Source organism: Mediterraneibacter massiliensis (assembly GCF_001487105.1).
Classification (GTDB): domain Bacteria; phylum Bacillota; class Clostridia; order Lachnospirales; family Lachnospiraceae; genus Mediterraneibacter; species Mediterraneibacter massiliensis.
Map to the genome: position 1 here is coordinate 310834 of NZ_LN913000.1, position 21807 is coordinate 332640.

At 45.8% G+C, this 21807-nt stretch carries 12 protein-coding genes, 11 tRNA genes, 3 rRNA genes, 1 pseudogene and 1 riboswitch; of the genes and pseudogenes, 23 read left to right on the forward strand and 4 right to left on the reverse strand.

Annotation, left to right across the window (positions count from 1 at the left end):
* Nucleotides 1-2 precede the first annotated feature (2 nt).
* The 16 genes from ispD to BN3282_RS15380 all read left to right on the forward strand — a co-directional run bounded on the left by ispD (nucleotide 3) and on the right by BN3282_RS15380 (nucleotide 7810).
* Nucleotides 3-713 carry a 2-C-methyl-D-erythritol 4-phosphate cytidylyltransferase gene (ispD, locus tag BN3282_RS02200; protein WP_059066512.1) on the forward strand — a complete coding sequence of 237 codons (711 nt, stop codon included), beginning with the start codon at nucleotides 3-5 and terminating at the stop codon, nucleotides 711-713.
* A 68-nt stretch (nucleotides 714-781) separates the two neighbouring features.
* Nucleotides 782-867: transfer RNA gene (locus BN3282_RS02205), tRNA-Ser, on the forward strand.
* 257 nt (nucleotides 868-1124) lie between these two features.
* A tRNA-Ser gene (locus BN3282_RS02210) sits at nucleotides 1125-1214 on the forward strand.
* 375 nt (nucleotides 1215-1589) lie between these two features.
* Nucleotides 1590-3120 (forward strand): 16S ribosomal RNA (locus BN3282_RS02215).
* A gap of 122 nt (nucleotides 3121-3242) precedes the next feature.
* Nucleotides 3243-3360 (forward strand): 5S ribosomal RNA (rrf, locus tag BN3282_RS02220).
* A gap of 14 nt (nucleotides 3361-3374) precedes the next feature.
* Nucleotides 3375-3448: transfer RNA gene (locus tag BN3282_RS02225), tRNA-Ile, on the forward strand.
* A 23-nt stretch (nucleotides 3449-3471) separates the two neighbouring features.
* Nucleotides 3472-3544: transfer RNA gene (locus BN3282_RS02230), tRNA-Ala, on the forward strand.
* 224 nt (nucleotides 3545-3768) lie between these two features.
* Nucleotides 3769-6665, forward strand: a 23S ribosomal RNA gene (locus BN3282_RS02235).
* The 16S, 23S and 5S rRNA genes sit together here with 11 tRNA genes alongside, the layout of an rRNA operon.
* Nucleotides 6666-6743: 78 nt before the next feature.
* Nucleotides 6744-6816: transfer RNA gene (locus tag BN3282_RS02240), tRNA-Asn, on the forward strand.
* Between the two features lie 61 nt (nucleotides 6817-6877).
* Nucleotides 6878-6949: transfer RNA gene (locus tag BN3282_RS02245), tRNA-Glu, on the forward strand.
* A 46-nt stretch (nucleotides 6950-6995) separates the two neighbouring features.
* Nucleotides 6996-7068, forward strand: a tRNA-Thr gene (locus BN3282_RS02250).
* A 28-nt stretch (nucleotides 7069-7096) separates the two neighbouring features.
* Nucleotides 7097-7170: transfer RNA gene (locus BN3282_RS02255), tRNA-Ile, on the forward strand.
* A gap of 25 nt (nucleotides 7171-7195) precedes the next feature.
* Nucleotides 7196-7269 (forward strand) — tRNA-Asp (locus BN3282_RS02260).
* 47 nt (nucleotides 7270-7316) lie between these two features.
* A tRNA-Val gene (locus BN3282_RS02265) sits at nucleotides 7317-7389 on the forward strand.
* Nucleotides 7390-7392: 3 nt separating this feature from the next.
* A tRNA-Leu gene (locus BN3282_RS02270) sits at nucleotides 7393-7478 on the forward strand.
* 200 nt (nucleotides 7479-7678) lie between these two features.
* Nucleotides 7679-7810 carry a hypothetical protein gene (locus tag BN3282_RS15380; protein ID WP_267304283.1) on the forward strand — a complete coding sequence of 44 codons (132 nt, stop codon included), beginning with the start codon at nucleotides 7679-7681 and terminating at the stop codon, nucleotides 7808-7810.
* A gap of 90 nt (nucleotides 7811-7900) precedes the next feature.
* Here the strand turns inward: BN3282_RS15380 and malQ are convergent, their stop codons facing one another.
* Nucleotides 7901-9382, reverse strand: coding sequence for a 4-alpha-glucanotransferase (gene malQ / locus BN3282_RS02275; protein ID WP_059066513.1), 1482 nt, complete (start codon nucleotides 9380-9382; stop codon nucleotides 7901-7903).
* A 49-nt stretch (nucleotides 9383-9431) separates the two neighbouring features.
* Complete coding sequence (locus BN3282_RS02280) at nucleotides 9432-11684, reverse strand: glycogen/starch/alpha-glucan phosphorylase (protein WP_059066514.1); 2253 nt, start codon at nucleotides 11682-11684, stop codon at nucleotides 9432-9434.
* Nucleotides 11685-11855: 171 nt separating this feature from the next.
* A riboswitch (cobalamin riboswitch) is annotated at nucleotides 11856-12037 on the forward strand.
* Nucleotides 12038-12148: 111 nt separating this feature from the next.
* Between BN3282_RS02280 and BN3282_RS02285 the strand changes: the two genes are divergently transcribed.
* The 4 genes from BN3282_RS02285 to BN3282_RS02300 are packed head-to-tail and all read left to right on the forward strand — an operon-like array spanning nucleotide 12149 to nucleotide 16478.
* Nucleotides 12149-13177: an ABC transporter substrate-binding protein gene (locus BN3282_RS02285; RefSeq protein ID WP_059066515.1), complete on the forward strand. Its 1029-nt coding sequence runs from the start codon at nucleotides 12149-12151 to the stop codon at nucleotides 13175-13177.
* Nucleotides 13174-14229 carry a FecCD family ABC transporter permease gene (locus BN3282_RS02290; RefSeq protein WP_059066516.1) on the forward strand — a complete coding sequence of 352 codons (1056 nt, stop codon included), beginning with the start codon at nucleotides 13174-13176 and terminating at the stop codon, nucleotides 14227-14229. The genes BN3282_RS02285 and BN3282_RS02290 overlap by 4 nt, the downstream gene beginning before the upstream one ends.
* A gap of 11 nt (nucleotides 14230-14240) precedes the next feature.
* The gene (locus tag BN3282_RS02295) at nucleotides 14241-15032 is read left to right on the forward strand and encodes an ABC transporter ATP-binding protein (protein ID WP_242866575.1); all 792 of its coding nucleotides are present in this window, start codon (nucleotides 14241-14243) and stop codon (nucleotides 15030-15032) included.
* A gap of 18 nt (nucleotides 15033-15050) precedes the next feature.
* Nucleotides 15051-16478: an aldehyde dehydrogenase gene (locus tag BN3282_RS02300; protein WP_059066517.1), complete on the forward strand. Its 1428-nt coding sequence runs from the start codon at nucleotides 15051-15053 to the stop codon at nucleotides 16476-16478.
* A gap of 11 nt (nucleotides 16479-16489) precedes the next feature.
* Here BN3282_RS02300 and BN3282_RS02305 read toward each other — a convergent pair whose 3' ends face one another.
* Nucleotides 16490-17062 (reverse strand): TetR/AcrR family transcriptional regulator C-terminal domain-containing protein, encoded by a 573-nt coding sequence (locus tag BN3282_RS02305; protein WP_059066518.1) that lies wholly within the window; start codon nucleotides 17060-17062, stop codon nucleotides 16490-16492.
* 266 nt (nucleotides 17063-17328) lie between these two features.
* On the opposite strand from BN3282_RS02305, the pseudogene BN3282_RS02310 reads away from it, so the two are divergent.
* Nucleotides 17329-18692 (forward strand): annotated as a pseudogene (locus tag BN3282_RS02310) (radical SAM protein).
* A 175-nt stretch (nucleotides 18693-18867) separates the two neighbouring features.
* Here the strand turns inward: BN3282_RS02310 and BN3282_RS02315 are convergent.
* A complete protein-coding gene (locus BN3282_RS02315; RefSeq protein WP_059066519.1) occupies nucleotides 18868-20442 on the reverse strand; it encodes an IS1182 family transposase in 1575 nt (524 codons plus the stop codon).
* A gap of 309 nt (nucleotides 20443-20751) precedes the next feature.
* On the opposite strand from BN3282_RS02315, the gene BN3282_RS02320 reads away from it, so the two are divergent.
* Both BN3282_RS02320 and BN3282_RS02325 read left to right on the forward strand, forming a co-directional pair.
* On the forward strand, nucleotides 20752-21114 hold the full coding sequence (locus tag BN3282_RS02320; RefSeq protein WP_059066520.1) for a GntR family transcriptional regulator: 363 nt from the start codon (nucleotides 20752-20754) through the stop codon (nucleotides 21112-21114).
* Nucleotides 21111-21797 carry an ABC transporter ATP-binding protein gene (locus BN3282_RS02325; protein ID WP_059066521.1) on the forward strand — a complete coding sequence of 229 codons (687 nt, stop codon included), beginning with the start codon at nucleotides 21111-21113 and terminating at the stop codon, nucleotides 21795-21797. Before BN3282_RS02320 ends, BN3282_RS02325 begins: the two co-directional genes overlap by 4 nt.
* Nucleotides 21798-21807 lie beyond the last annotated feature (10 nt).

Sequence of the window (21807 nt, forward strand, 5' to 3'; positions counted from 1 at the left end):
GTATGGAAAAGAAAAAGTGTACAGCCATTGTCCTTGCGGCAGGACAGGGCAGACGTATGGGAACAAAGGTACGTAAGCAGTATGTATTGTTGGAGGGACGCCCGATCCTCTACTATTCGCTTCATGTATTTGATCTTTCTCCTTATATAGATGAGATCGTTCTCGTTGTAGGCAAAGGAGAAGAAGAATATTGTCGTAAGGAAATCGTAGAAAAATACGGGATCCAAAAAGTGCGGCGAATCATTCCGGGAGGTGCAGAGCGCTATCACTCTGTCTGGAAAGGATTAAGTGAAATCGAAGGCGAGGGGTACGTGTTTGTGCACGATGGAGCGCGTCCATTTGTGGATACTGCCATGATAGAGCGTGCATATGAGGCAGTATGCGTGTGTAAAGCGTGTGTGGTAGGAATGCCGGTGAAAGATACGATCAAGCTGGCAGACGAAGAAGAATTCGTCAAAGAAACTCCAAAGAGGGAATTTGTATGGCTTGTGCAGACTCCACAGGTATTTGACGCCGCTTTATTAAAGGAGGCGTATGAGCTTCTTTCACATAAAACACATATCCAGGTGACGGACGACGCTATGGTGGTAGAGCAGATGCTGCAGTATCCGGTAAAACTGGTCTGTGGCTCCTATGAAAATATCAAGATCACGACACCGGAAGATCTGGAAGTGGCGAAAGTGTTTTTATCAAGAAAACCCTTGACACAGTGACGGTGATTATGGTAGAATAATCCACGTCGCACAGAGAGGAATATGTTCTGTGTGAGTGGACTATATCAGGAGAGGTATCGAAGTGGTCATAACGAGGCGGTCTTGAAAACCGTTTGTCCGCAAGGGCGCGTGGGTTCGAATCCCACCCTCTCCGTTTAAAAGAAAAAGTGATAAAGCTTATGCAGAAAGCTTTATCACTTTTTTTATGAAAATTCCAGAGAAAATTTCTATATAAGTTTCTCTGAAGGAGGTTTTGCGACTGCAGCTATATCATGAAGAAAGCACACAACATATAGTACTTAAAATGTAGAAAGAGTACTGTATATTTGGGGAGAAAAAAATGTTTGAGAAAAGTGAAAAAAGTACTGGACAAGGACGGGGATTTCGTGTATATTAAATAGCGAACGTTTTGGAGAAGTACCCAAGCTGGCCGAAGGGGCTCCCCTGGAAAGGGAGTAGGTCGTTAGTAGCGGCGCGAGGGTTCAAATCCCTCCTTCTCCGTTTGTTTCTCTTTTTGGAGAAAAGAGAAGCAATGTGTCGGATAAGTTAAGAATATAGAAAGAAATGTAAAAAAACTTTACAAAATGTCTTGACAAAACCACACAAAAGATGCTAATATGGTTAAGCTGACTCGCAAGGGAAAGCGAAAAGAAATTAGCAAAGAAAAATAAAAAAGTTCTTGACAACAGGCAATGAGTTTGGTAAGATAAAGAAGTTGTCGCTCAAGAGCGAAACAAAGCACCTTGATAACTGAACAATAGACAACGATCCTTGAAAATTCTTAAGAGAAAATTCAAAGAACGGTTTGAAAAACGAACCAAGAACAGTAAAGAGGGAAAGAATTGCTAGTAGTGATTTTTGACCAAGACAAACACTTATAACGAGAGTTTGATCCTGGCTCAGGATGAACGCTGGCGGCGTGCCTAACACATGCAAGTCGAGCGAAGCGCTTTGGTGGAATTCTTCGGAAGGAAAGTGAAGTGACTGAGCGGCGGACGGGTGAGTAACGCGTGGGTAACCTGCCTCATACAGGGGGATAACAGTTAGAAATGACTGCTAATACCGCATAAGACCACAGCACCGCATGGTGCAGAGGTAAAAACTGAGGTGGTATGAGATGGACCCGCGTCTGATTAGCTAGTTGGTGAGGTAGAGGCTCACCAAGGCGACGATCAGTAGCCGACCTGAGAGGGTGACCGGCCACATTGGGACTGAGACACGGCCCAAACTCCTACGGGAGGCAGCAGTGGGGAATATTGCACAATGGGGGAAACCCTGATGCAGCGACGCCGCGTGAGCGAAGAAGTATTTCGGTATGTAAAGCTCTATCAGCAGGGAAGAAAATGACGGTACCTGACTAAGAAGCACCGGCTAAATACGTGCCAGCAGCCGCGGTAATACGTATGGTGCAAGCGTTATCCGGATTTACTGGGTGTAAAGGGAGCGTAGACGGAGCAGCAAGTCTGATGTGAAAACCCGGGGCTCAACCCCGGGAGTGCATTGGAAACTGTTGATCTAGAGTGCTGGAGAGGTAAGTGGAATTCCTAGTGTAGCGGTGAAATGCGTAGATATTAGGAGGAACACCAGTGGCGAAGGCGGCTTACTGGACAGTGACTGACGTTGAGGCTCGAAAGCGTGGGGAGCAAACAGGATTAGATACCCTGGTAGTCCACGCCGTAAACGATGACTACTAGGTGTCGGGTAGCAAAGCTATTCGGTGCCGCAGCCAACGCAATAAGTAGTCCACCTGGGGAGTACGTTCGCAAGAATGAAACTCAAAGGAATTGACGGGGACCCGCACAAGCGGTGGAGCATGTGGTTTAATTCGAAGCAACGCGAAGAACCTTACCTGCCCTTGACATCCGGGTGACCGGCGAGTAATGTCGCCTTCTCTTCGGAGCAGCCGAGACAGGTGGTGCATGGTTGTCGTCAGCTCGTGTCGTGAGATGTTGGGTTAAGTCCCGCAACGAGCGCAACCCTTATCTTTAGTAGCCAGCGGATAAGCCGGGGACTCTAGAGAGACTGCCAGGGATAACCTGGAGGAAGGTGGGGATGACGTCAAATCATCATGCCCCTTATGGGCAGGGCTACACACGTGCTACAATGGCGTAAACAAAGGGAAGCGAAGCTGTGAAGCGGAGCGAATCTCAAAAATAACGTCTCAGTTCGGATTGTAGTCTGCAACTCGACTACATGAAGCTGGAATCGCTAGTAATCGCGAATCAGAATGTCGCGGTGAATACGTTCCCGGGTCTTGTACACACCGCCCGTCACACCATGGGAGTCAGTAACGCCCGAAGTCAGTGACCCAACCGTAAGGAGGGAGCTGCCGAAGGCGGGACGGATAACTGGGGTGAAGTCGTAACAAGGTAGCCGTATCGGAAGGTGCGGCTGGATCACCTCCTTTCTAAGGAAGAAGAAGTAGAGAAGAGTTGTCTATTGTTGAGTTATCAAGCAGAGCACTTGAAGAGGGAATGGCGGAACTAGAGGGACGGATTTCCTTGTAAAGAGCAGGAGATAACAAAAAATTTTGGTGGCGATGCGCCTGCGGGGAACACCCGTACCCATCCCGAACACGATGGTTAAGCCGCAGACGGCCGATGGTACTGCACTGGAGACGGTGTGGGAGAGTAGGTGGCCGCCAAATTTAAAAAAGAATATGGGCTTATAGCTCAGCCGGTTAGAGCGCACGCCTGATAAGCGTGAGGTCGGTGGTTCGAGTCCACTTAAGCCCATATATTAAAAAAATAAAATGGACGGGGGATTAGCTCAGTTGGGAGAGCGCCTGCCTTGCAAGCAGGAGGTCACGAGTTCGAATCTCGTATTCTCCATTAGATGATTTAAGAGCACTCAGTGCGAGGACTCTGGATTGTCTTATGTACCTTGAAAACTGCATACGAAAGAGATAGATAGAAATATCAAAGACATCCGAGGTAATGTTATTAACAACATTAACGAGTCTGAAGAAAACAGACAGAAATAAAATTGACTATTACCAACGCGTGCAACGCTATGCATGTGTAGATGAAGTCCGTACCCGCGGACGGCATCAGTTGGTTATGCTGATAAGAGCGTATGGTGGATGCCTTGGCACTAAGAGCCGATGAAAGACGTGATAAGCTGCGAAAAGCTTCGGGGAGGAGCAAATATCCATAGATCCGGAGATATCTGAATGGGGAAACCTAACTGAGAAAACCTCAGTTATCCTAACGCCAATCCATAACGTTAGGAAGGGAACCCGGTGAACTGAAACATCTAAGTAGCCGGAGGAAGAGAAAACAACATGTGATTTCCAAAGTAGCGGCGAGCGAAATGGAAAGAGCCCAAACCGGAGTGCGTGCACTCCGGGGTTCGGACCGCAGGATTGATTCAACGAGTCTAGCAGAATGGTTTTGGGAAAGCCAGCCAGAGAGGGTGAAAGCCCCGTAAGCGAAAGGCGAGTTGACAAGGCGGTATCCAGAGTAGGTCGAGACACGAGAAACCTTGACTGAAAGAGCGGGGACCACCCCGTAAGGCTAAATACTCCTTAGTGACCGATAGCGCATAGTACTGTGAAGGAAAGGTGAAAAGGACCCCGGGAGGGGAGTGAAAGAGAACCTGAAACCATATGTTTACAAGCTGTGGAACCGCTTTAAATGCGGAACTGCGTACTTTTTGTAGAACGGTCCGGCGAGTTACGTCGGCTGGCGAGGTTAAGCACTTAGAGGTGTGGAGCCGAAGGGAAACCAAGTCTGAAGAGGGCGAAACAGTCAGCCGGAGTAGACCCGAAACCGGGTGATCTATCCATGTCCAGGTTGAAGTTGCCGTAAAAGGCAATGGAGGACCGAACCCACATCCGTTGAAAAGGGTGGGGATGAGGTGTGGATAGGGGAGAAATTCCAATCGAACCCGGAGATAGCTGGTTCTCCTCGAAATAGCTTTAGGGCTAGCCTCATACGAGTCTTGCGGAGGTAGAGCACTGAATTCCTAAGGGGGCGTCAAAGCTTACCAAGGGATATCAAACTCCGAATGCCGTGTAGATGATGTATGGGAGTCAGACTATCCGAGATAAGTTGGGTAGTCGAAAGGGAAAGAGCCCAGACCTACAGCTAAGGTCCCAAAATGTGTGTTAAGTGGAAAAGGATGTGGGATTTCAAAGACAACTAGGATGTTGGCTTAGAAGCAGCCATACATTAAAAGAGTGCGTAATAGCTCACTAGTCGAGAGGTCCTGCGCCGAAAATGTCCGGGGCTAAAACACACTACCGAAGCTTAGGAACTGACGAATGTCAGTTGGTAGAGGAGCATTCTTAAAGAGAAGAAGCTGTACCGGAAGGAGCAGTGGATCATTAAGAAGAGAGAATGCCGGAATGAGTAGCGAGAGGAAGGTGAGAATCCTTCCGGCCGAATATCTAAGGTTTCCAGAGTAAAGCTGATCTGCTCTGGGTAAGTCGGGGCCTAAGGCGAGGTCGAAAGACGTAGTCGATGGATAACAGGTTGAGATTCCTGTACTATTTTATGACAGAACTGTGGGGACGCAGGGAGAGAGCGCGAGCCGGGAATGGAAAGCCCGGTGCAAGCGAAGTACCCGTACATCAGGCAAAACCGGTGTGCAAGGGGAAGGCGTGAAGCGGACCGAAGTAAGAGTAGGGAAGAGCGTGAGCTAACTGCCAAGAAAAGCCGCTATTGTTCATAAAATACCCGTACCGTAAACCGACACAGGTGGATGAGGAGAGAATCCTAAGGCCGACGGGAGAAGCATTGTTAAGGAACTCGGCAAAATGACTCCGTAACTTCGGGAGAAGGAGTGCCTGGGAGACCAGGCCGCAGAGAATTGGCCCAAGCAACTGTTTAGCAAAAACACAGGTCTATGCAAAACCGAAAGGTGAGGTATATGGGCTGACGCCTGCCCGGTGCTGGAAGGTTAAGGGGAGAGGTTAGCGCAAGCGAAGCTTTGAACTTAAGCCCCAGTAAACGGCGGCCGTAACTATAACGGTCCTAAGGTAGCGAAATTCCTTGTCGGGTAAGTTCCGACCCGCACGAAAGGCGTAATGATTTGGGCACTGTCTCAACAATGCACCCGGTGAAATTGAAATACCAGTGAAGATGCTGGTTACCTGCGCCAGGACGGAAAGACCCCATGGAGCTTTACTCCAGCTTGATACTGGGATTCGGTATTGCATGTACAGGATAGGTGGGAGGCTAGGAAGTGGCAACGCCAGTTGCCATGGAGCCGCTGTTGGGATACCACCCTTGCAGTATTGGGTTTCTAACCAGCAGCCGTGAACCGGCTGGGGGACAATGTCAGGTGGGGAGTTTGACTGGGGCGGTCGCCTCCGAAAGGGTATCGGAGGCGCTCAAAGGTTCCCTCAGAATGGTCGGAAACCATTCGAAGAGTGCAAAGGCAGAAGGGAGCTTGACTGCGACACCGACGGGTGGAGCAGGTACGAAAGTAGGACTTAGTGATCCGGTGGTATAAAGTGGGATTGCCATCGCTCAACGGATAAAAGCTACCCTGGGGATAACAGGCTTATCACTCCCAAGAGTTCACATCGACGGAGTGGTTTGGCACCTCGATGTCGGCTCATCGCATCCTGGGGCTGAAGTAGGTCCCAAGGGTTGGGCTGTTCGCCCATTAAAGCGGTACGCGAGCTGGGTTCAGAACGTCGTGAGACAGTTCGGTCCCTATCCGGCGTGGGCGTAGGATATTTGAGAGGAGCTGTCCTTAGTACGAGAGGACCGGGATGGACTGGCCGCTGGTGTATCTGTTGTTCAGCCAAGAGCATAGCAGAGTAGCCAAGCCGGGACGGGATAAACGCTGAAGGCATCTAAGCGTGAAGCCCCCCTCAAGATAAGATATCCCATAACGTAAAGTTAGTAAGACCCCTTGAAGACGACGAGGTAGATAGGACGGAGGTGGAAGTACAGTAATGTATGGAGCTGACCGTTACTAATAGGTCGAGGGCATAACCAAGCAAGGTGATAGGAGAATGGATGGAGAAAAGATCTTTTGTATGTAGTTTTCAGGGTATATCCTGAAGAATAGTTATATTCCTCCTTAGCTCAGTCGGTAGAGCACTCGGCTGTTAACCGAGTTGTCGTTGGTTCGAGTCCAACAGGGGGAGGTTATAGACCGTAAGCACATACTTGCGGTCTATAAAAATATAAGAGGTAATTTTAATATTTGGCTCCGTGGTCAAGCGGTTAAGACATCGCCCTTTCACGGCGGTAACACGGGTTCGATTCCCGTCGGAGTCATTGAATGTAGTTTGCCGATATGGTGCAATTCAATAAAATTGAATATGCCGATGTGGCTCAATTGGCAGAGCAGCTGATTTGTAATCAGCAGGTTATCGGTTCGAGTCCGATCATCGGCTTTGTTCCTATATGGGACATATTTAATGTGGACCTTTAGCTCAGCTGGTTAGAGCAATCGGCTCATAACCGATCGGTCCCGGGTTCGAGTCCCTGAAGGTCCACTATTTAAAAACAGAATATAAGCAAGGCCCAGTGGCTCAGTTGGTTAGAGCGCCGCCCTGTCACGGCGGAGGTCGAGAGTTCGAGTCTCTTCTGGGTCGTTGACATCAATTATAATTAGGTATATAATAATTTTTGATGTTGAGATGGAATCTTAGCTCAGCTGGGAGAGCATCTGCCTTACAAGCAGAGGGTCATAGGTTCGAGCCCTATAGGTTCCATATGCCGCAGTGGCGGAACTGGCAGACGCCCGGGACTTAAAATCCCGTGGGTAGTGATACCCGTACCGGTTCGATTCCGGTCTGCGGCATTGAAAAGCCTCTGATTTTCAGGGGTTTTATTTTTTTGTGTTGCATTTCGTGTTGCATAGTTGCTCAAAATGATTATTTATGATGTCGGACATTTCTTTAACTTTGCTTTCCATAGCATGTCTGTGTATATAGCCTTTAATACCCCGTCATTTTCCCAACCTGCCCGCTGTATTATGTAGGCATCCGGAACGCCAAGAGCGTGCTGGATACATTTGAGGCACTCTCCGAGGAAGAAAAGACAAGCAGGATGAAGGCAGCAGAAAAGAAATACAGAGCTGCCGGAGCAGACGCTGTTGTAAGAGATATACGAGGGATATTGGAATATATTTAGAAGTTGAGAAAAACACTGTATCAAAACCGCTGCATATAAGCATAACGGTGATACAGTGTTTTTAACAATGCGCCGGAAGAACACGCTTTATCAGCTGGAGAGCCTTCCATACAGCTTTGTCATATGCTGCAGCTGTGCTGCCAGTTCTTTTGTGAGCTGCTCATTTGTAAGCCGCCATGTCCAGTTGCCTCCTAGGGTAGAAGGCGTATTGATGCGGGCGTGTTCGTCAAGGCAGAGACAATCCTGGATCGGAATGACACATAAATTAGCTACACTACTCATCGCCATGGCGATAAAATCCCAGGACAGGCTGTCTGTATCCAGAAGTGGCTTGTGTAGGTATTCCGCCGCAAAATCTCGGCATTCTTTCGGCGCGTGGCGATACCAACTGCGGGTCGTATCATTGTCATGTGTCCCGGTATATACAACGCAGTTGGCAGGATATGTGTAGGGAAGATAATTAGATGACTCCCGGTCGTCAAAGGCAAATTGGATGACTTTCATACCGGGAAAACCGCTGTCTTTTAGTAAGTTTAACACACTGTCTGTAAGAAAACCTAGGTCTTCTGCAATAATAGGCAGCTGTCCCAATTTCTTTTCTATAGTACGGAAAAAATCTAGTCCTGGTCCAGGCATCCACTGTCCGTGTTCCGCTGTTTTATCACCGTAAGGAATCGCGTAATATTCATCAAAGCCACGAAAATGGTCGATCCTTACAATGTCATATAATTTTAAACTATGTGCGATACGACGTGTCCACCAGGCATAGTCCGTTTCCTTATGATACTGCCAGTTGTAAAGAGGATTGCCCCAGAGCTGTCCGGTGGCAGAAAAGGCATCCGGCGGACAGCCGGCAACATGGACTGGAGTATGATTTTCTGTGAACTGGAACAGATTTGGAGCCGCCCAGGTATCTGCACTGTCAAAGGCTACATAGATGGGGAGATCGCCAATGATCTGTACGGCATTTTTATTCGCATAGGCTTTCAGTTGTGTCCATTGTTTGTCGAAGGTAAACTGTAGGAAAGAATAGAAACCGATCTCGTCTGCATACAGTTCTTTGGCCTTCCTTAAAGCATCCGGCTGACGGGTGCGCAGAGGCGTTTCCCAGGAAGACCAGGGCATGCCGTCATGAGCGTCTTTGACTGCCATATAAAGGGCATAGTCAGACAACCACCAGGTGTTTTGTGAAATAAAGGTTTCATATGTCTTATCAGGGCAAAAACGCTGATAGGCTTTACGCAGGATTCCAAATCTTGCGTGATAGAGTTTTTCATAATCAATAGAAACAGAATCTCTCCCAAAATCGTAAGCTGCGCATTCTTGTTCTGTCAGAAGATGTTCTTCAATCAGAGTTTGTAAATCTATGAAATAAGGATTTCCAGCAAAAGTGGAAAAGGACTGGTAGGGCGAATCGCCATATCCGGTCGGCCCCAGGGGCAGGATCTGCCAGCGGGTCTGTCCCGCTTCCTTTAAAAAATCAATAAATGCATAGGCTTCTTTAGAAAAGCAGCCGATGCCATACTTAGACGGCAGAGAAAAAACAGGTAATAAAATGCCGCTTGCTCTCATAATGCTTCCTCCGGTGTTTAAATCGTTTTATTGTCAGGTGTGTAAGTCTTTACAGTCGCCATATATCGCGGTTGTATTCTGTTATAGTGCGGTCAGAAGAGAAGAAACCTGCATGGGCGATATTCACCAGCATCTTTTCTGCCCAGGCAGTCCTGTCTTCATATGCCCGCAGTGCTTCCTCCTTTTTCGCCTTGTAAGCTTGGAAATCCAGCAGTGTCATAAACCAGTCTTTCGTAAGCAGTTCATTTTGCAGGCGTGTCAGCTGTTCTTTGTTTCCAATGGAAAGCAGTTCTTTGCCCGTTATAAAATCTATGGCTGCTTGAATGTCCTTATCCTTTTCATAATACGCTTTTGCTGAATAGTCGGCGTTTTTATAATGGCGGATGACCACATCACTGGATGCGCCGAACAGGAAGATATTCTCATCACCTACTTGTTCATGTATTTCTACATTGGCGCCGTCTTCTGTGCCGAGAGTTATGGCTCCGTTCAGCATGAATTTCATATTGCCGGTACCGCTCGCTTCTTTGGAAGCAAGAGAGATCTGTTCCGAAATATCGCAGGCAGGGATCAATTTTTCTGCTTTTTCCACGGCATAATTTTCAACCATCACGATCTGCAGATAAGGAAGGACATCCGGATCCCGCCGGATGAGTTCCTGCAGACAGAGTATCAGATGGATGATGTCTTTGGCGATCGTATAAGCAGGAGCCGCCTTTGCGCCGAAGATAGCGGTAATCGGCGTGGAGGGCTTATTGCCGGCTTTGATCTGCAGATATTTATCGATCAGATACAGTGCGTTCATCTGTTGACGTTTGTATTCGTGTAAGCGCTTGATCTGGATATCAAAGACGGAATCCGGATCAAGCGTGATATCTTGCGTGCTTTTTAGATACTCACATAGTCGTCTTTTGTTTGTATATTTTATTTCCAAAAGTTGGCGCAGGATTTCCGGATCTGTCTTGAAACGGAGAAATTCTTCCAACTGAGCCGGTTCTTTATAAAAGCCGGTGCCAATGCAAGAGACAAGCAGCTGTGTCAGCAGGGGATTGCAGTGGAGCAGCCACCTGCGGAAAGTGATTCCATTCGTTTTGTTCTTGAACTTTTCCGGATAGATCTGATAGAAATTATGCAGTTCATTTTTCTTCAAGATCTCCGTGTGCAGGGCGGCAACGCCATTGACGCTGAAGCCATAGTGGATATCTATATGAGCCATGTGGACGGTATCGTTGCGGTCAATGATAGCGATGCTTTCATCGGTAAATTTCCTTCGTACTTTATCATCCAGGATCTCAATGATAGGAACCAGGGACGGGACAACTTTCTGCAGGTAAGAGAGCGGCCATTTTTCCAATGCTTCTGCCAAAATGGTATGGTTCGTATAGGCGCAGGTCTTGGAGACTACGGCGATTGCTTCATCCATTGTAAGGCCTTTTTTGGTCAGAAGCCGGATGAGTTCGGGGATCACCAGAGTCGGATGGGTGTCATTGATTTGGATGACTGCATAATCCGGAAGATCCAGGAGCGTACATCCTTTTGCCGTACATTCATCCAGTATCAACTGCGCGGCACAGCTGACCATGAAGTACTGCTGGTAAATTCTGAGAAGGCGTCCATTTTCATCACTGTCATCAGGATAGAGAAAGAGGGTGAGGTTTTTGGGGATATTTTCTTTGTCAAAGGTGATCCCGTCATGTACGATCTCTTCTGCCACGGTATCCACATCAAAAAGATGGAGCTTGTTAGTGCGGTTTTCATATCCGGTCACGGCAATGTCATACATTCTGGAATGCAGAGTAAAACCACCGAATTCTACAGGATAGGTGACGTCTGTCTTTTCCAGCCAGCTTTTTTTTTCAATCCAGGGATCAGGTGTCTCTTTTTGAAGAAAATTTTCAAAGGTCTGTTTGAAAAGTCCCAGATGATAGTTGAGACCAATGCCGTCTCCGTTAAGTCCCAGTGCGGCGATAGAATCCAGAAAGCATGCGGCGAGGCGGCCAAGTCCGCCGTTGCCAAGAGATGGCTCCGGCTCCAGTTCCTCGATTTCACTTAAATTCTTGCCATTGTGCGCAAGAAATGCTTTTACTTCCTCATAAATTCCAAGATTGATCAAGTTGTTGGACAGAAGTTTGCCAATGAGAAACTCGGCGGAAATATAATAGAGTTTCTTTTTGCTGTCAGCTGCTTTTTTGCCGGCAGCCGCTTCTTGCACAAGGGCAAGGAGCGCGTGATAGATTTCTTTATTGGAAGCCTCCGAAACGGATTTTCCAAGGTACCGGGGCAGTGTTTCCTGTATATGCATAGTAGATCTCCTTTCACAGTTCAGAACCACTCATGAGCAGAAAGAAAGCGTCAAGGTGGCGTATATCAGATTTATTTTAGCATACTATGCAGGAAAAATGTAGAGGAGGAGAGAAATCCCTCTGCTTGCGCCGGGGAGCGATTTAGTATATAATGAATCCACTTGTAATATATAAATTACAAAGACTTTAGTGTCATCTGACTTAATAAGGAACAGTGTGGAATTCACTGGCAGCTTACACCTGAGGTAAGGCGGACAAGATTTCAATCAGGCCATTGCGCGAAGTGAAGCGTGAGAAGGCGGAATCGAGGAAGATGCCAAGCCCTAAGACTTGCTAAAGTTATCTTGCAAATTTCCGGTAAGGGGAAGGAGGAAGGGGACGAGAAAAATGAAAATCGTATAACACACCTGTAAAAAAGACAGATATTCCCGTAAATGAAATCGAGAAAAGAGAGGAAATGACGATGAAGAGAAAAATTGTAAGCGCAGCATTATGCGCAGGCCTCCTCTGTGTCCTTGTTGCAGGATGTGGGAAAAATAAAGAGGCAGAAGGAGCAAAAGAGGCAAAGAAGACACAAAGCGATTATACACCTGTGACGGTTACTTTGAATTTGGAACGTTCCGGACTGGGGGAGAATGTGGAGTATACCTTTACAGAAATGCCGGATCATATCGTGGCATCCGGAGATCAGATGGCAGATTTTTTCTTTGATCTTGGCTTGGAAGAACAGATGGCCGGATACACGAAAGGTTCTTGCTGGAGTCTGGTTTCGGAATATCCGGCAAGAGAGGAGATCCCGCAGCTTGTAGAAGCCGGAAAAGGGATCACAACTTTATCGAAAGAAGAAATGATCGCAACAGGATGTGACTTTCTGGTGGGGTGGGATTCTGTGTTTTCAGATAAGAACTTCAGTCCGAAATTCTGTGAAGAAAATGGAATCGCTATGTATTTCCCTTATGTGTGTTCAGACAGCGCTACTTTCGAAGATTTATATAAAGATTATGAGACACTGGGAAAGATTTTCAAGGCAGAGGATACGGCGGAAGAAAAGGTACAGGAGATGAAAGATACGCTGCAGGATGTGGAAGACACCTTGGGCAGCGAGGTATATGAAGATCCCATTACTGTGTTTGCCTATGATTCAGGGGAAGAAGCTCCATTTACCGCATGCCAGGGGATGCCGGGGGATATTTTGAAACTGGCCGGCGGCATTTCGATTTTTGACGATATAGAGGCGGGATGGGCGACGCCATCCTGGGAAGAAGTCGTGGAGCGCGATCCGGATGTGATATTGATCTTGGATTATGAAGGCGGAGAGGAAGTAGAGAAAAAAGCAGAATTTTTGCGGACGAATGATGCAACGAAAGATCTGCGGGCAGTGAAAGAGGGCAGGATCATTTCCGCGTGCTGCTCTGATATGCAAGGCTCCGCCGGTTCTGCGAGACTTGTAGAAGACATTGCGAAGCAGTTATATCCGGAGAAATACGAATGAAGAAACAAAAAATGATCCGAAACAGGGGGCAGTATCTGGCATTTATGGCGTCAGTCTGCGCCCTTTTGCTGGTTGCCGCGTTTTTGTCCATATCCATAGGAGCCGTGGAAATGGATCCGGCAGACATTTTAGAGATCCTGATAAATAAAATAGCGGGAACAGAGTTGTTTATACCCACATGGGAAGAAAATCTGGAAACGATCATCTGGAATATCCGTTTTCCCAGAGTGCTTTTGTCCTGCATCGTAGGCGCGGGACTGTCCGTCTGCGGCGTGCTCATGCAGGCATTGACGAAAAATGCGTTAGCCGATCCGTATGTATTGGGGATTTCTTCCGGTGCCTCCGCCGGTGCGGTAGCGGCGATCGTTCTTGGCTGGTTTGCTTTTTTAGGCGGATATTCTACGATCGCAGGGGCAGTATTGGGAGCGGCGGCTTCTATCCTTTTGTCTTTGAACATGGCTGTTTATCGAGGCAGGATCACCTCCAGCCGGCTTGTGTTGGCGGGGATTGCGACAGCGGCTTTGTTCACTGCTGTCACAAATTTTATCATTTATGGATGCAACAGTGGCTCAGATAAGACAAAGACCGCACAGTACTGGATGGTTGGTTCTTTAAGCGGGGCAGATTGGGGAAAAGTAAAATATGTGGCGGTCGCGTTTGCTTTTATCATTGTTCTGATCTTGCTGTTTGTAAATGAATTGGATGTTCTGCTCCTGGGAGATGATGTGGCAGAAAGCCTGGGAGTCAATACAGGAAGGATCAAGCGCATCATCATATTGGCAGCGACAGCGCTGACCGGTGTCGTAGTCTCTGTAAGCGGAGTGATCGGTTTTATCGGTCTGGTGGTGCCGCATATTGTAAGATCAATAGTCGGTTCGAAACATAAGAGGCTGCTCCCGGCAGTGATCTTGACAGGCGGACTGTTTACAATGCTGGCGGATGTCATATCCAGGATCGTCATAGCCCCGGAAGAACTGCCGATCGGCATCATATCGGCCTTTATCGGAGCGCCGTTTTTCTTGTATCTGATCAAGAAAAATCGAGCAGGATAGGAGGGGAGAATATGCAGAAAGATATGGGGGCAGATATGCAGTTAAAGGTAACAGATCTGGACTATACGATAGAGGGGACGCAGGTGTTGGATGCCGTTTCCCTTTGTGTAGAGGAAGGCGGTTTTGTCGGACTGATTGGACCGAATGGATGCGGAAAAACTACATTGCTCAAGAATATATATAAAACCTATAAACCGACAAGAAATGCAGTGTTTATCAGCGGAAGAGATGTGATGACGCTGCCGCCTAAAGAGATGGCCCGGGAAGTATCAGTAGTGGCGCAGGAAAACACAGTGGAATTTGATGTAGAAGTGTTGGATATGGTGATGTATGGCAGATATGCGCACCGGAGATTTTTAGAAAGAGCAAAGAAAGAAGATATAGATCTTTGCAGGAGTGCTCTTTGGGACGTCGGAATGGATGGGTATGCGCACAGAATGTATTTAAGCCTTTCGGGCGGAGAGAAGCAAAGAGTATTGCTGGCAAGAGCGTTGGTACAGCAAAGCAGGCTGATCGTTCTGGATGAACCGACAAATCATCTGGACATCCGCTATCAGTATTTGATCATGCAGACATTAAAGAAACAAGATATTACAGTGCTGTCTTCGATCCATGATCTGAATATTGCTGCCATGTATTGTGACAAGATCATATTGATGGACAAGGGAAAGATCGTGGCGGCAGGGTCTCCGGAGGAGATCATCACAGAGAAATATATAGGGGAAGTATTTGGTGTACGGTCGCAGATAGGAGTCAATGAGATCACGGGAAAGATACAGATTTATTATCTGCCCGATGAATAGGAAAGGAGAAATGGGTACATGGGGACGGAAAAAGAGAAGTATACGCAGATAGACCGTGCACAGATAGAAAAGATCATGTGCAGGCAGAAACAGTTTTTTCAGACAGGGAAAACGCTGGATGTCCACTTTCGTGCAAAGAACCTGCAAAAACTTTACCAGGCCATTCAGATGGCAAGAAAAACAATCGAAAGAGCACTTTTTCTGGATCTGGGCAAACACAGGGCAGAAGCTTATGAAACGGAGATTGGTCTGGTCCTTTCCGACATACGGTATACGCTGAAACATCTGTCTTATTGGACCAGGGAAGAAAAAGTACACACGCCTGTACATTTATTTCCAGGAAAAAGCAGAGTGCGAAAAGAACCTTATGGACAGGTTTTGATCATGGGTCCTTATAATTATCCTTTTCAATTACTGATAGAACCACTTATCGGCGCTGTAGCCGCCGGTAACTGCGCTGTGCTCAAACCATCAGAACTGGCACCACATACTGCGGCAGCCGTAAAGGAAATGGTAGAAAAGACATTTGAGGAAAGGTACATCTGCTGTGTCTGCGGAGGGATAGAGGCGAATCAGGCATTGCTGGCACACAGGTTTGATTATCTGTTTTTTACGGGCAGCGTAAGAGTCGGGAAACTTGTTATGCAGGCAGCGGCAGAGCATTTGACACCTGTGACTTTGGAATTGGGAGGGAAGAGCCCCGTGATCGTCGAGAAAAGCGCGAATATAAAGCAGGCGGCATACAGGATTATGTGGGGAAAGCTTCTCAATGCCGGACAGACTTGTGTGGCGCCGGATTATGTGCTGGCAGATGAATCTGTCAAGGAAGAACTGTTAGAGGAACTTAAGGCGGCAGTTGTAAAATTATATGGGACAAATGTACAGAGCAATACAGAGTTTGGAAGGATTGTTAATGAAAATCATTTTGACAGGCTAAGCAGAATCTTAAAACAAGATGAGGCATATGAGGTCTTTTTCTGTGGAAGAGACAGACAAGAGCGGTATATAGGTCCGGTGATCCTGGATCTTCAGGATTTGGGGGAGAATGAACAGGCGGCATGTATGCAGGAGGAGTTGTTCGGTCCGATACTTCCGGTTTTGTCCTACAAGACGCTGAAAGAGGCAGTGCATTTTGTGCAGAAAAGAGAAACTCCTCTGGCGCTGTATATTTTTACAAGAAACAGCAAAGTGGCAGACTGGATCCTACAACACACAAGATCGGGTGGAGCGGCAGTAAACGATACAATCAGCCACCTGGTGGGGCCCGATCTACCATTCGGCGGAGTAGGCAATTCCGGCATAGGAAAGTATCATGGGAAATACAGCTTTTCTGCCTTTACCCACGAACGGAGCGTTTATCGGAAGCCGGCGGGAATACAGCTGTCTGTGGGATATCCGCCGTATAAAAAGTGGAAAGAAAGACTTGTGCGCAGTATTTTAAAATAAGAGTACGGTGGTCAGCTTCCCGGCTCGTAATCTATAAGATCAAGGAAGGAATGATGGATCAGGTAGTCATAGGCTTCCATGAATTCTTCCGGGTGCAGGCAAGTGCCATGCAGAATATGATACTTAAGTGAAGCAGTGATCCCGGCTGTATAGAATCTGGCTAGGGTGTCTTTTGTAAAAGGCTTCAGATGATCGGGGGATCTTAGCGGATATTTCTCCAACAGCTCTAGAAGTAAAGTATGGATATACTGAAACATAAGAATTTCAAAAGAGTTGGATCCCTCGATCAGATACAGACGTTTGTATAATTCAAAGTCCTTTAAAAGACAACTGCACAGAAGTTGAAAAATATTTTTTTCCATGTTGTTGTCAATGAGTACCTGGATTTTTTCTTTTATATTTTTTTCCAGGATATATTCGGGAATTTCATATTTGTCCTGAAAATATTTGTAAAAGGTAGGACGGATGACACCGGCACCGTCTGTGATCATACGGACAGTAATTTTTTCAAATGGGTATTTTAGAATCAGAGTCTTAAAAGAATTTGTCAGCAGGTCTTTTGTCATTTCTTTTTTCTTTTCCATGAGTAAGATCGATCTCCTTTGTAATCATTCGTAAATGTATTGGATAAGTATAGCATAAAATAGAACAAAAGTTTATCAGAAGTATACAAAAGGACTGAAATGTTCCAAAAAAGGAGCAAATGTGCAGGAATGTCTGTATAAAAGTACGGATATGGGAAGTTGCATATTACGAAAGAGATGCTAAGAGCCTATAATATAGGCAGCAGACAGAACGAAGAAATAGTTTGCTTATGTACAATATAAATGCAAGGGAAAGGATAAGAGTTATGAAAAATTTGAAGCATCAGACAGAACGTGCTGCGTTTTCAGCGGCAGCAGACGGTGTACTAAAATACATGAACAACGAAGAAAGCAGACAAAAGGCGCTTCTGAAACTAGTAGATCTGACGGAAAATTTTGCAGGGGATCGATTTAAAGCAGCATCCTACGAAAAAGCCCGTGAACTGATAGAGGATCCAGAAAGTAAATGGATGCAGTACTTAAACCGGCTCTTTGATGAGGTGAGTCCACATGTACTCAAGACAACTGCTTTGAATCTTGGATTTGAAGCTATGTTGTATGGAACGAAGGTGATGCATTTGTCTCGAGAAAAATATCAGTGCAATATCCCCTGGCTGATCTTAATGGATCCTACCAGTGCGTGTAATCTACGATGTACCGGATGCTGGGCGGCAGAGTACGGACATCTTTTGAATTTAAGTTTTGAAGAGATGGATACGATCATAACACAGGGAAAAGAATTGGGGATTTATCTGTATATGCTTACGGGGGGCGAACCGCTTGTACGCAAAAGAGATCTACTGCGCCTATGTGAGAAGCATAACGACTGTGAGTTTCATGCCTTTACAAATGGTACGCTGGTAGATGAAGCATTTTGTCAGGAAATGGAAAGAGTGGGAAATCTGACACTTTCTCTAAGCCTGGAAGGATATGCAGAGGTTAATGACGGAAGAAGAGGAAAGGGCGTATTTGACCGTGTGATGGAGGCAATGGATCTGCTGAGACAGCATGGACAGATCTTTGGCACGTCGATCTGCTATACACGAGCAAATATAGAGACAGTTACATCGGATGAATTTCTGGATATGATCATAGAAAAGGGGTGTCGGTATGCCTGGTATTTTCATTATATGCCGGTAGGAAATGCGGCGGCAGTAGACTTATTGCCGACAAAAGAACAGAGAGAGTACATGTATCACAGAGTGCGTGAGATCCGTGGCATGACAGGGGGGAAAGAGATATTCGCATTTGATTTTCAAAATGACGGAGAATATGTCGGAGGCTGTATTGCAGGCGGAAGGAATTATTGCCATATCAATGCAAACGGAGATGTGGAACCATGTGTATTTATTCATTATTCAAGCGCTAACATCAAGCAGGTGACTTTGCTGGAAGCTCTTAGACAGCCGCTATTTATGGCTTATAGAGAAGAACAGCCCTTTAACAAGAATCATCTTCGTCCGTGCCCTATGCTGGAGAATCCGGAAAACTTGTCGAGATGGTAAAAAGGACGAAAGCGAGGTCTACGGATCTGGAATCCCCTGAGACGGCAGAGCATTTATGTGGGAAATGCCAGGAGTATGCGAAAGCTTGGAAGGAAAAAGCAGAGGAACTTTGGGAAAAAGCATAAAATAAAAACCCCAAGCGGAAAAATATAAAATGCCCCTAAAGGGCAGAGTTCTTAAGGGGCTGTGAAAAAATGAGAAATCATTTTTTCACAGTCCTCTTTTTATACATAAGCACATTTTTTTCTAAAAATGCGTATAACTCCCCCTTACCCCCCATAAGTCTAATGATTGAATGGCTTATGCGGCGGCTGCAGACCTTATCTTTTTATTGTGAAATTTATAGAGATTCTGTCCAATAGAAACCAGAAATACTTCCAGCCGAACCGATTCTATTCCTCTTCGTACGATTCGCTTATACCATCGATCATTCTTCATAATACCGAATGTTCCTTCCGCCTGTATCGAACGGTTCATCCTGAGCAGTGCTCCCTGGATGCTTTCCAGATTTTCTATCACTTCACGGTGCATGGCTGTGAGTTCTCGATTGACCCGCACCGTACGGTTCTTATCTGTCTTTTTACACTTCTCTGCATACGGACATCCGCTACAGTCTTCGCATTGATACACTTCTTCCTGTCTGCCGTATGCATTCCCTTTTACATTTTGGCGATACTGCAAGTGAAAGGCTTTTCCATTCGGGCACCGCATCATTCCATCTTCGCCAATCGGAAAGTTGGCTGCTCTGAATGGGTCTTCCTGATATTTCTTATCCGTTGTTTCCTTCTTGAACATTGGAAACTTCATATACTTTTCCATTTCATTCTGCTCACAAAAAATGTAATTGTTGTAGGAACCGTAGCCGGCATCTGCAACAGGATATTTCGGATAGAATCCATAAATATCTTTGAACTTGTCCATCAGCGGCACAAAGCAGTCCATGTCGCTGCGGTATTGATTCACCTCTACTACTGCTATATATTCATCTGCAACACCGATCTGGACATTATAGGCAGGAAGCAGCTGATCATTTCCCATATAATCTGTCTTGATACGCATAAATGTTGCGGAATGGTCCGTCTTGGAATAGCTGTTCCGCCCTTCTCCGCATATATGGATTTTCTCCACATATTCTTCCAATTTTTCCGCATATTCCATCAGCTTCTCATAGTGACGCTGCTGCATCGATTTATGATGGCCACGGCCATGTACAAATGTGGTTTCGTCTATCTGCCACATCTGAGCATATTTGCCGACGGCCTCCTTTAGGTATTCCGGTGCATACTCCGTATTGATACAGAGCCTTGTCCCAGTATAAGCAATCTCTTCATTGATCTCCTGCAGAAGTTTCGTAATCCTATCAAACAAGCGGTATCTGGACTTCTCGGTTGCCTTTTTCCATACCCAGGAATATTTGTTTGCATTTGCTTCAAATTTGGAACCGTCGATATACAGATGCTGCAGATCCACATGTTCTGTTTCAAAGATCTTCCGGTTGATATCGTTAAATATCTCTTCGATAGAATCTCCGAGCACTTCGTTGATAAAGTAGCCGAATGTCCTATAAGACGGGGTTTCATGATCCATAAGGTACATGAAGCGAAGATTCACCTTGCAACTGTCTTCCAGTTCCCGTAGTGAGATATACCCGTTTGCCATAAATCCGAATAAGACTGTTTTCAGCATGCTGACCGGGTTGTATCTGAGTCTTCCCGTATAGTGTTTCGGGATTCCTTTCAGATATTTCTCCAAATCCATTTCCTCCATAAAACGGTCAAATGTCAGCACTGGATCACAGATATCCAGATAATCCGAAATAAGTATTGGCAAAACTGCCTGTTTTGCGTTAGAATTAGACTTGTTAATAATTATCATCACAAGTTAATTTTAACACAAAAGAAGGACCTTGGGCTTATTTTTGACCCATGGTCCTTCTTTGTTTTTAGGCTATGCTTTTTTCACAGCCCCTGTTTTTGTATCTAGTTGGATATCTTGTTTCTGTAAGCTATAGTACTATAGGATAGTACGTATATTTAAGCTGACCGCGAATGCCGTAAATTCGAAAAAATGGGTTGACAAACATAAATTACTAGTGTACTATCTAACTATATCACTAGAACATCTGGACGAAGAGTATATGCGCAGTACGAAGAGAAAAGATGTGATAGTACAAAGGAGGGACATATGGATTATAATACAGAAATGCCGATCTATTTGCAGGTGATACATGATTTGAAAAAAAAGATGGTCCAGGGTCAGTTAAAACCGGGAGATAAGATGCCTTCTAACCGGGAACTTGCTGTGATCTATAAGATCAATCAGAACACAGCGGCGAGGATCTACAGGGAAATGGAGACAGCAGGCTATTGTTTTACAAGGAGAGGGATAGGAACATTTGTCGTGGAGGAAGAGAAAATGTTTGGGATGATCAAGAAAGAAATGGCGGAGGAACTTTTGAAGAATTTTATGAGAGAAATGCAGGATCTAGGGTATCAGAAGGATGATATCATATTTCAGATCGCGGATTATAAGGAGGAAGAACAATGATTTTACAGTGTACAGGATTAAATAAATCCTTTGCAAATAAGAAAGCGGTGAGTGATTTTAATATAAAGCTTTCAGAAGGAAAAATATATGGCCTGCTTGGAGAAAACGGGAGCGGAAAGACGACCTGGATGAAAATGGTAGCAGGGCTTACAAAGCCTACATCAGGGGAAATCTGCTATAAGGGTGCTCCCTGGACATATAAATATAAAAATGAGATTGCTTATATGTCTACAGAACCATTTTTCTATGATTATATGACGGTAAAGGATGTGGGAAGATATTATGCAGATTTCTTTATGGATTTTGATACAGAGAAGTTCCGGCAGATGATAGGAAAAGTAGGTCTGGAAGAATCTATGAAGGTAAAAGCACTGTCCACAGGGATGACAGCAAAATTAAAGGTCGTAGTGACGCTTTCCAGAAAGGCTTCTTTGTACTTATTGGATGAACCACTCAATGGAATCGACTTTAAGGCAAGAGAAGAGATCGTGTCTATGATCTTGGATGAAGCAGACAGCAAGAATTGTTTCGTGATCTCGACACATCTGATCAACGAGATAGAAAGTTTTATCGACGAGGCGATTTTTGTGAAAAATGGACAGCTGCTCTTGCAGACGGAGACAGAAAAAGAACGTATGCAAAATGGCAGATCGATCGCGGATATTTATATGGAGATTATGTAAGGGGGAGAGA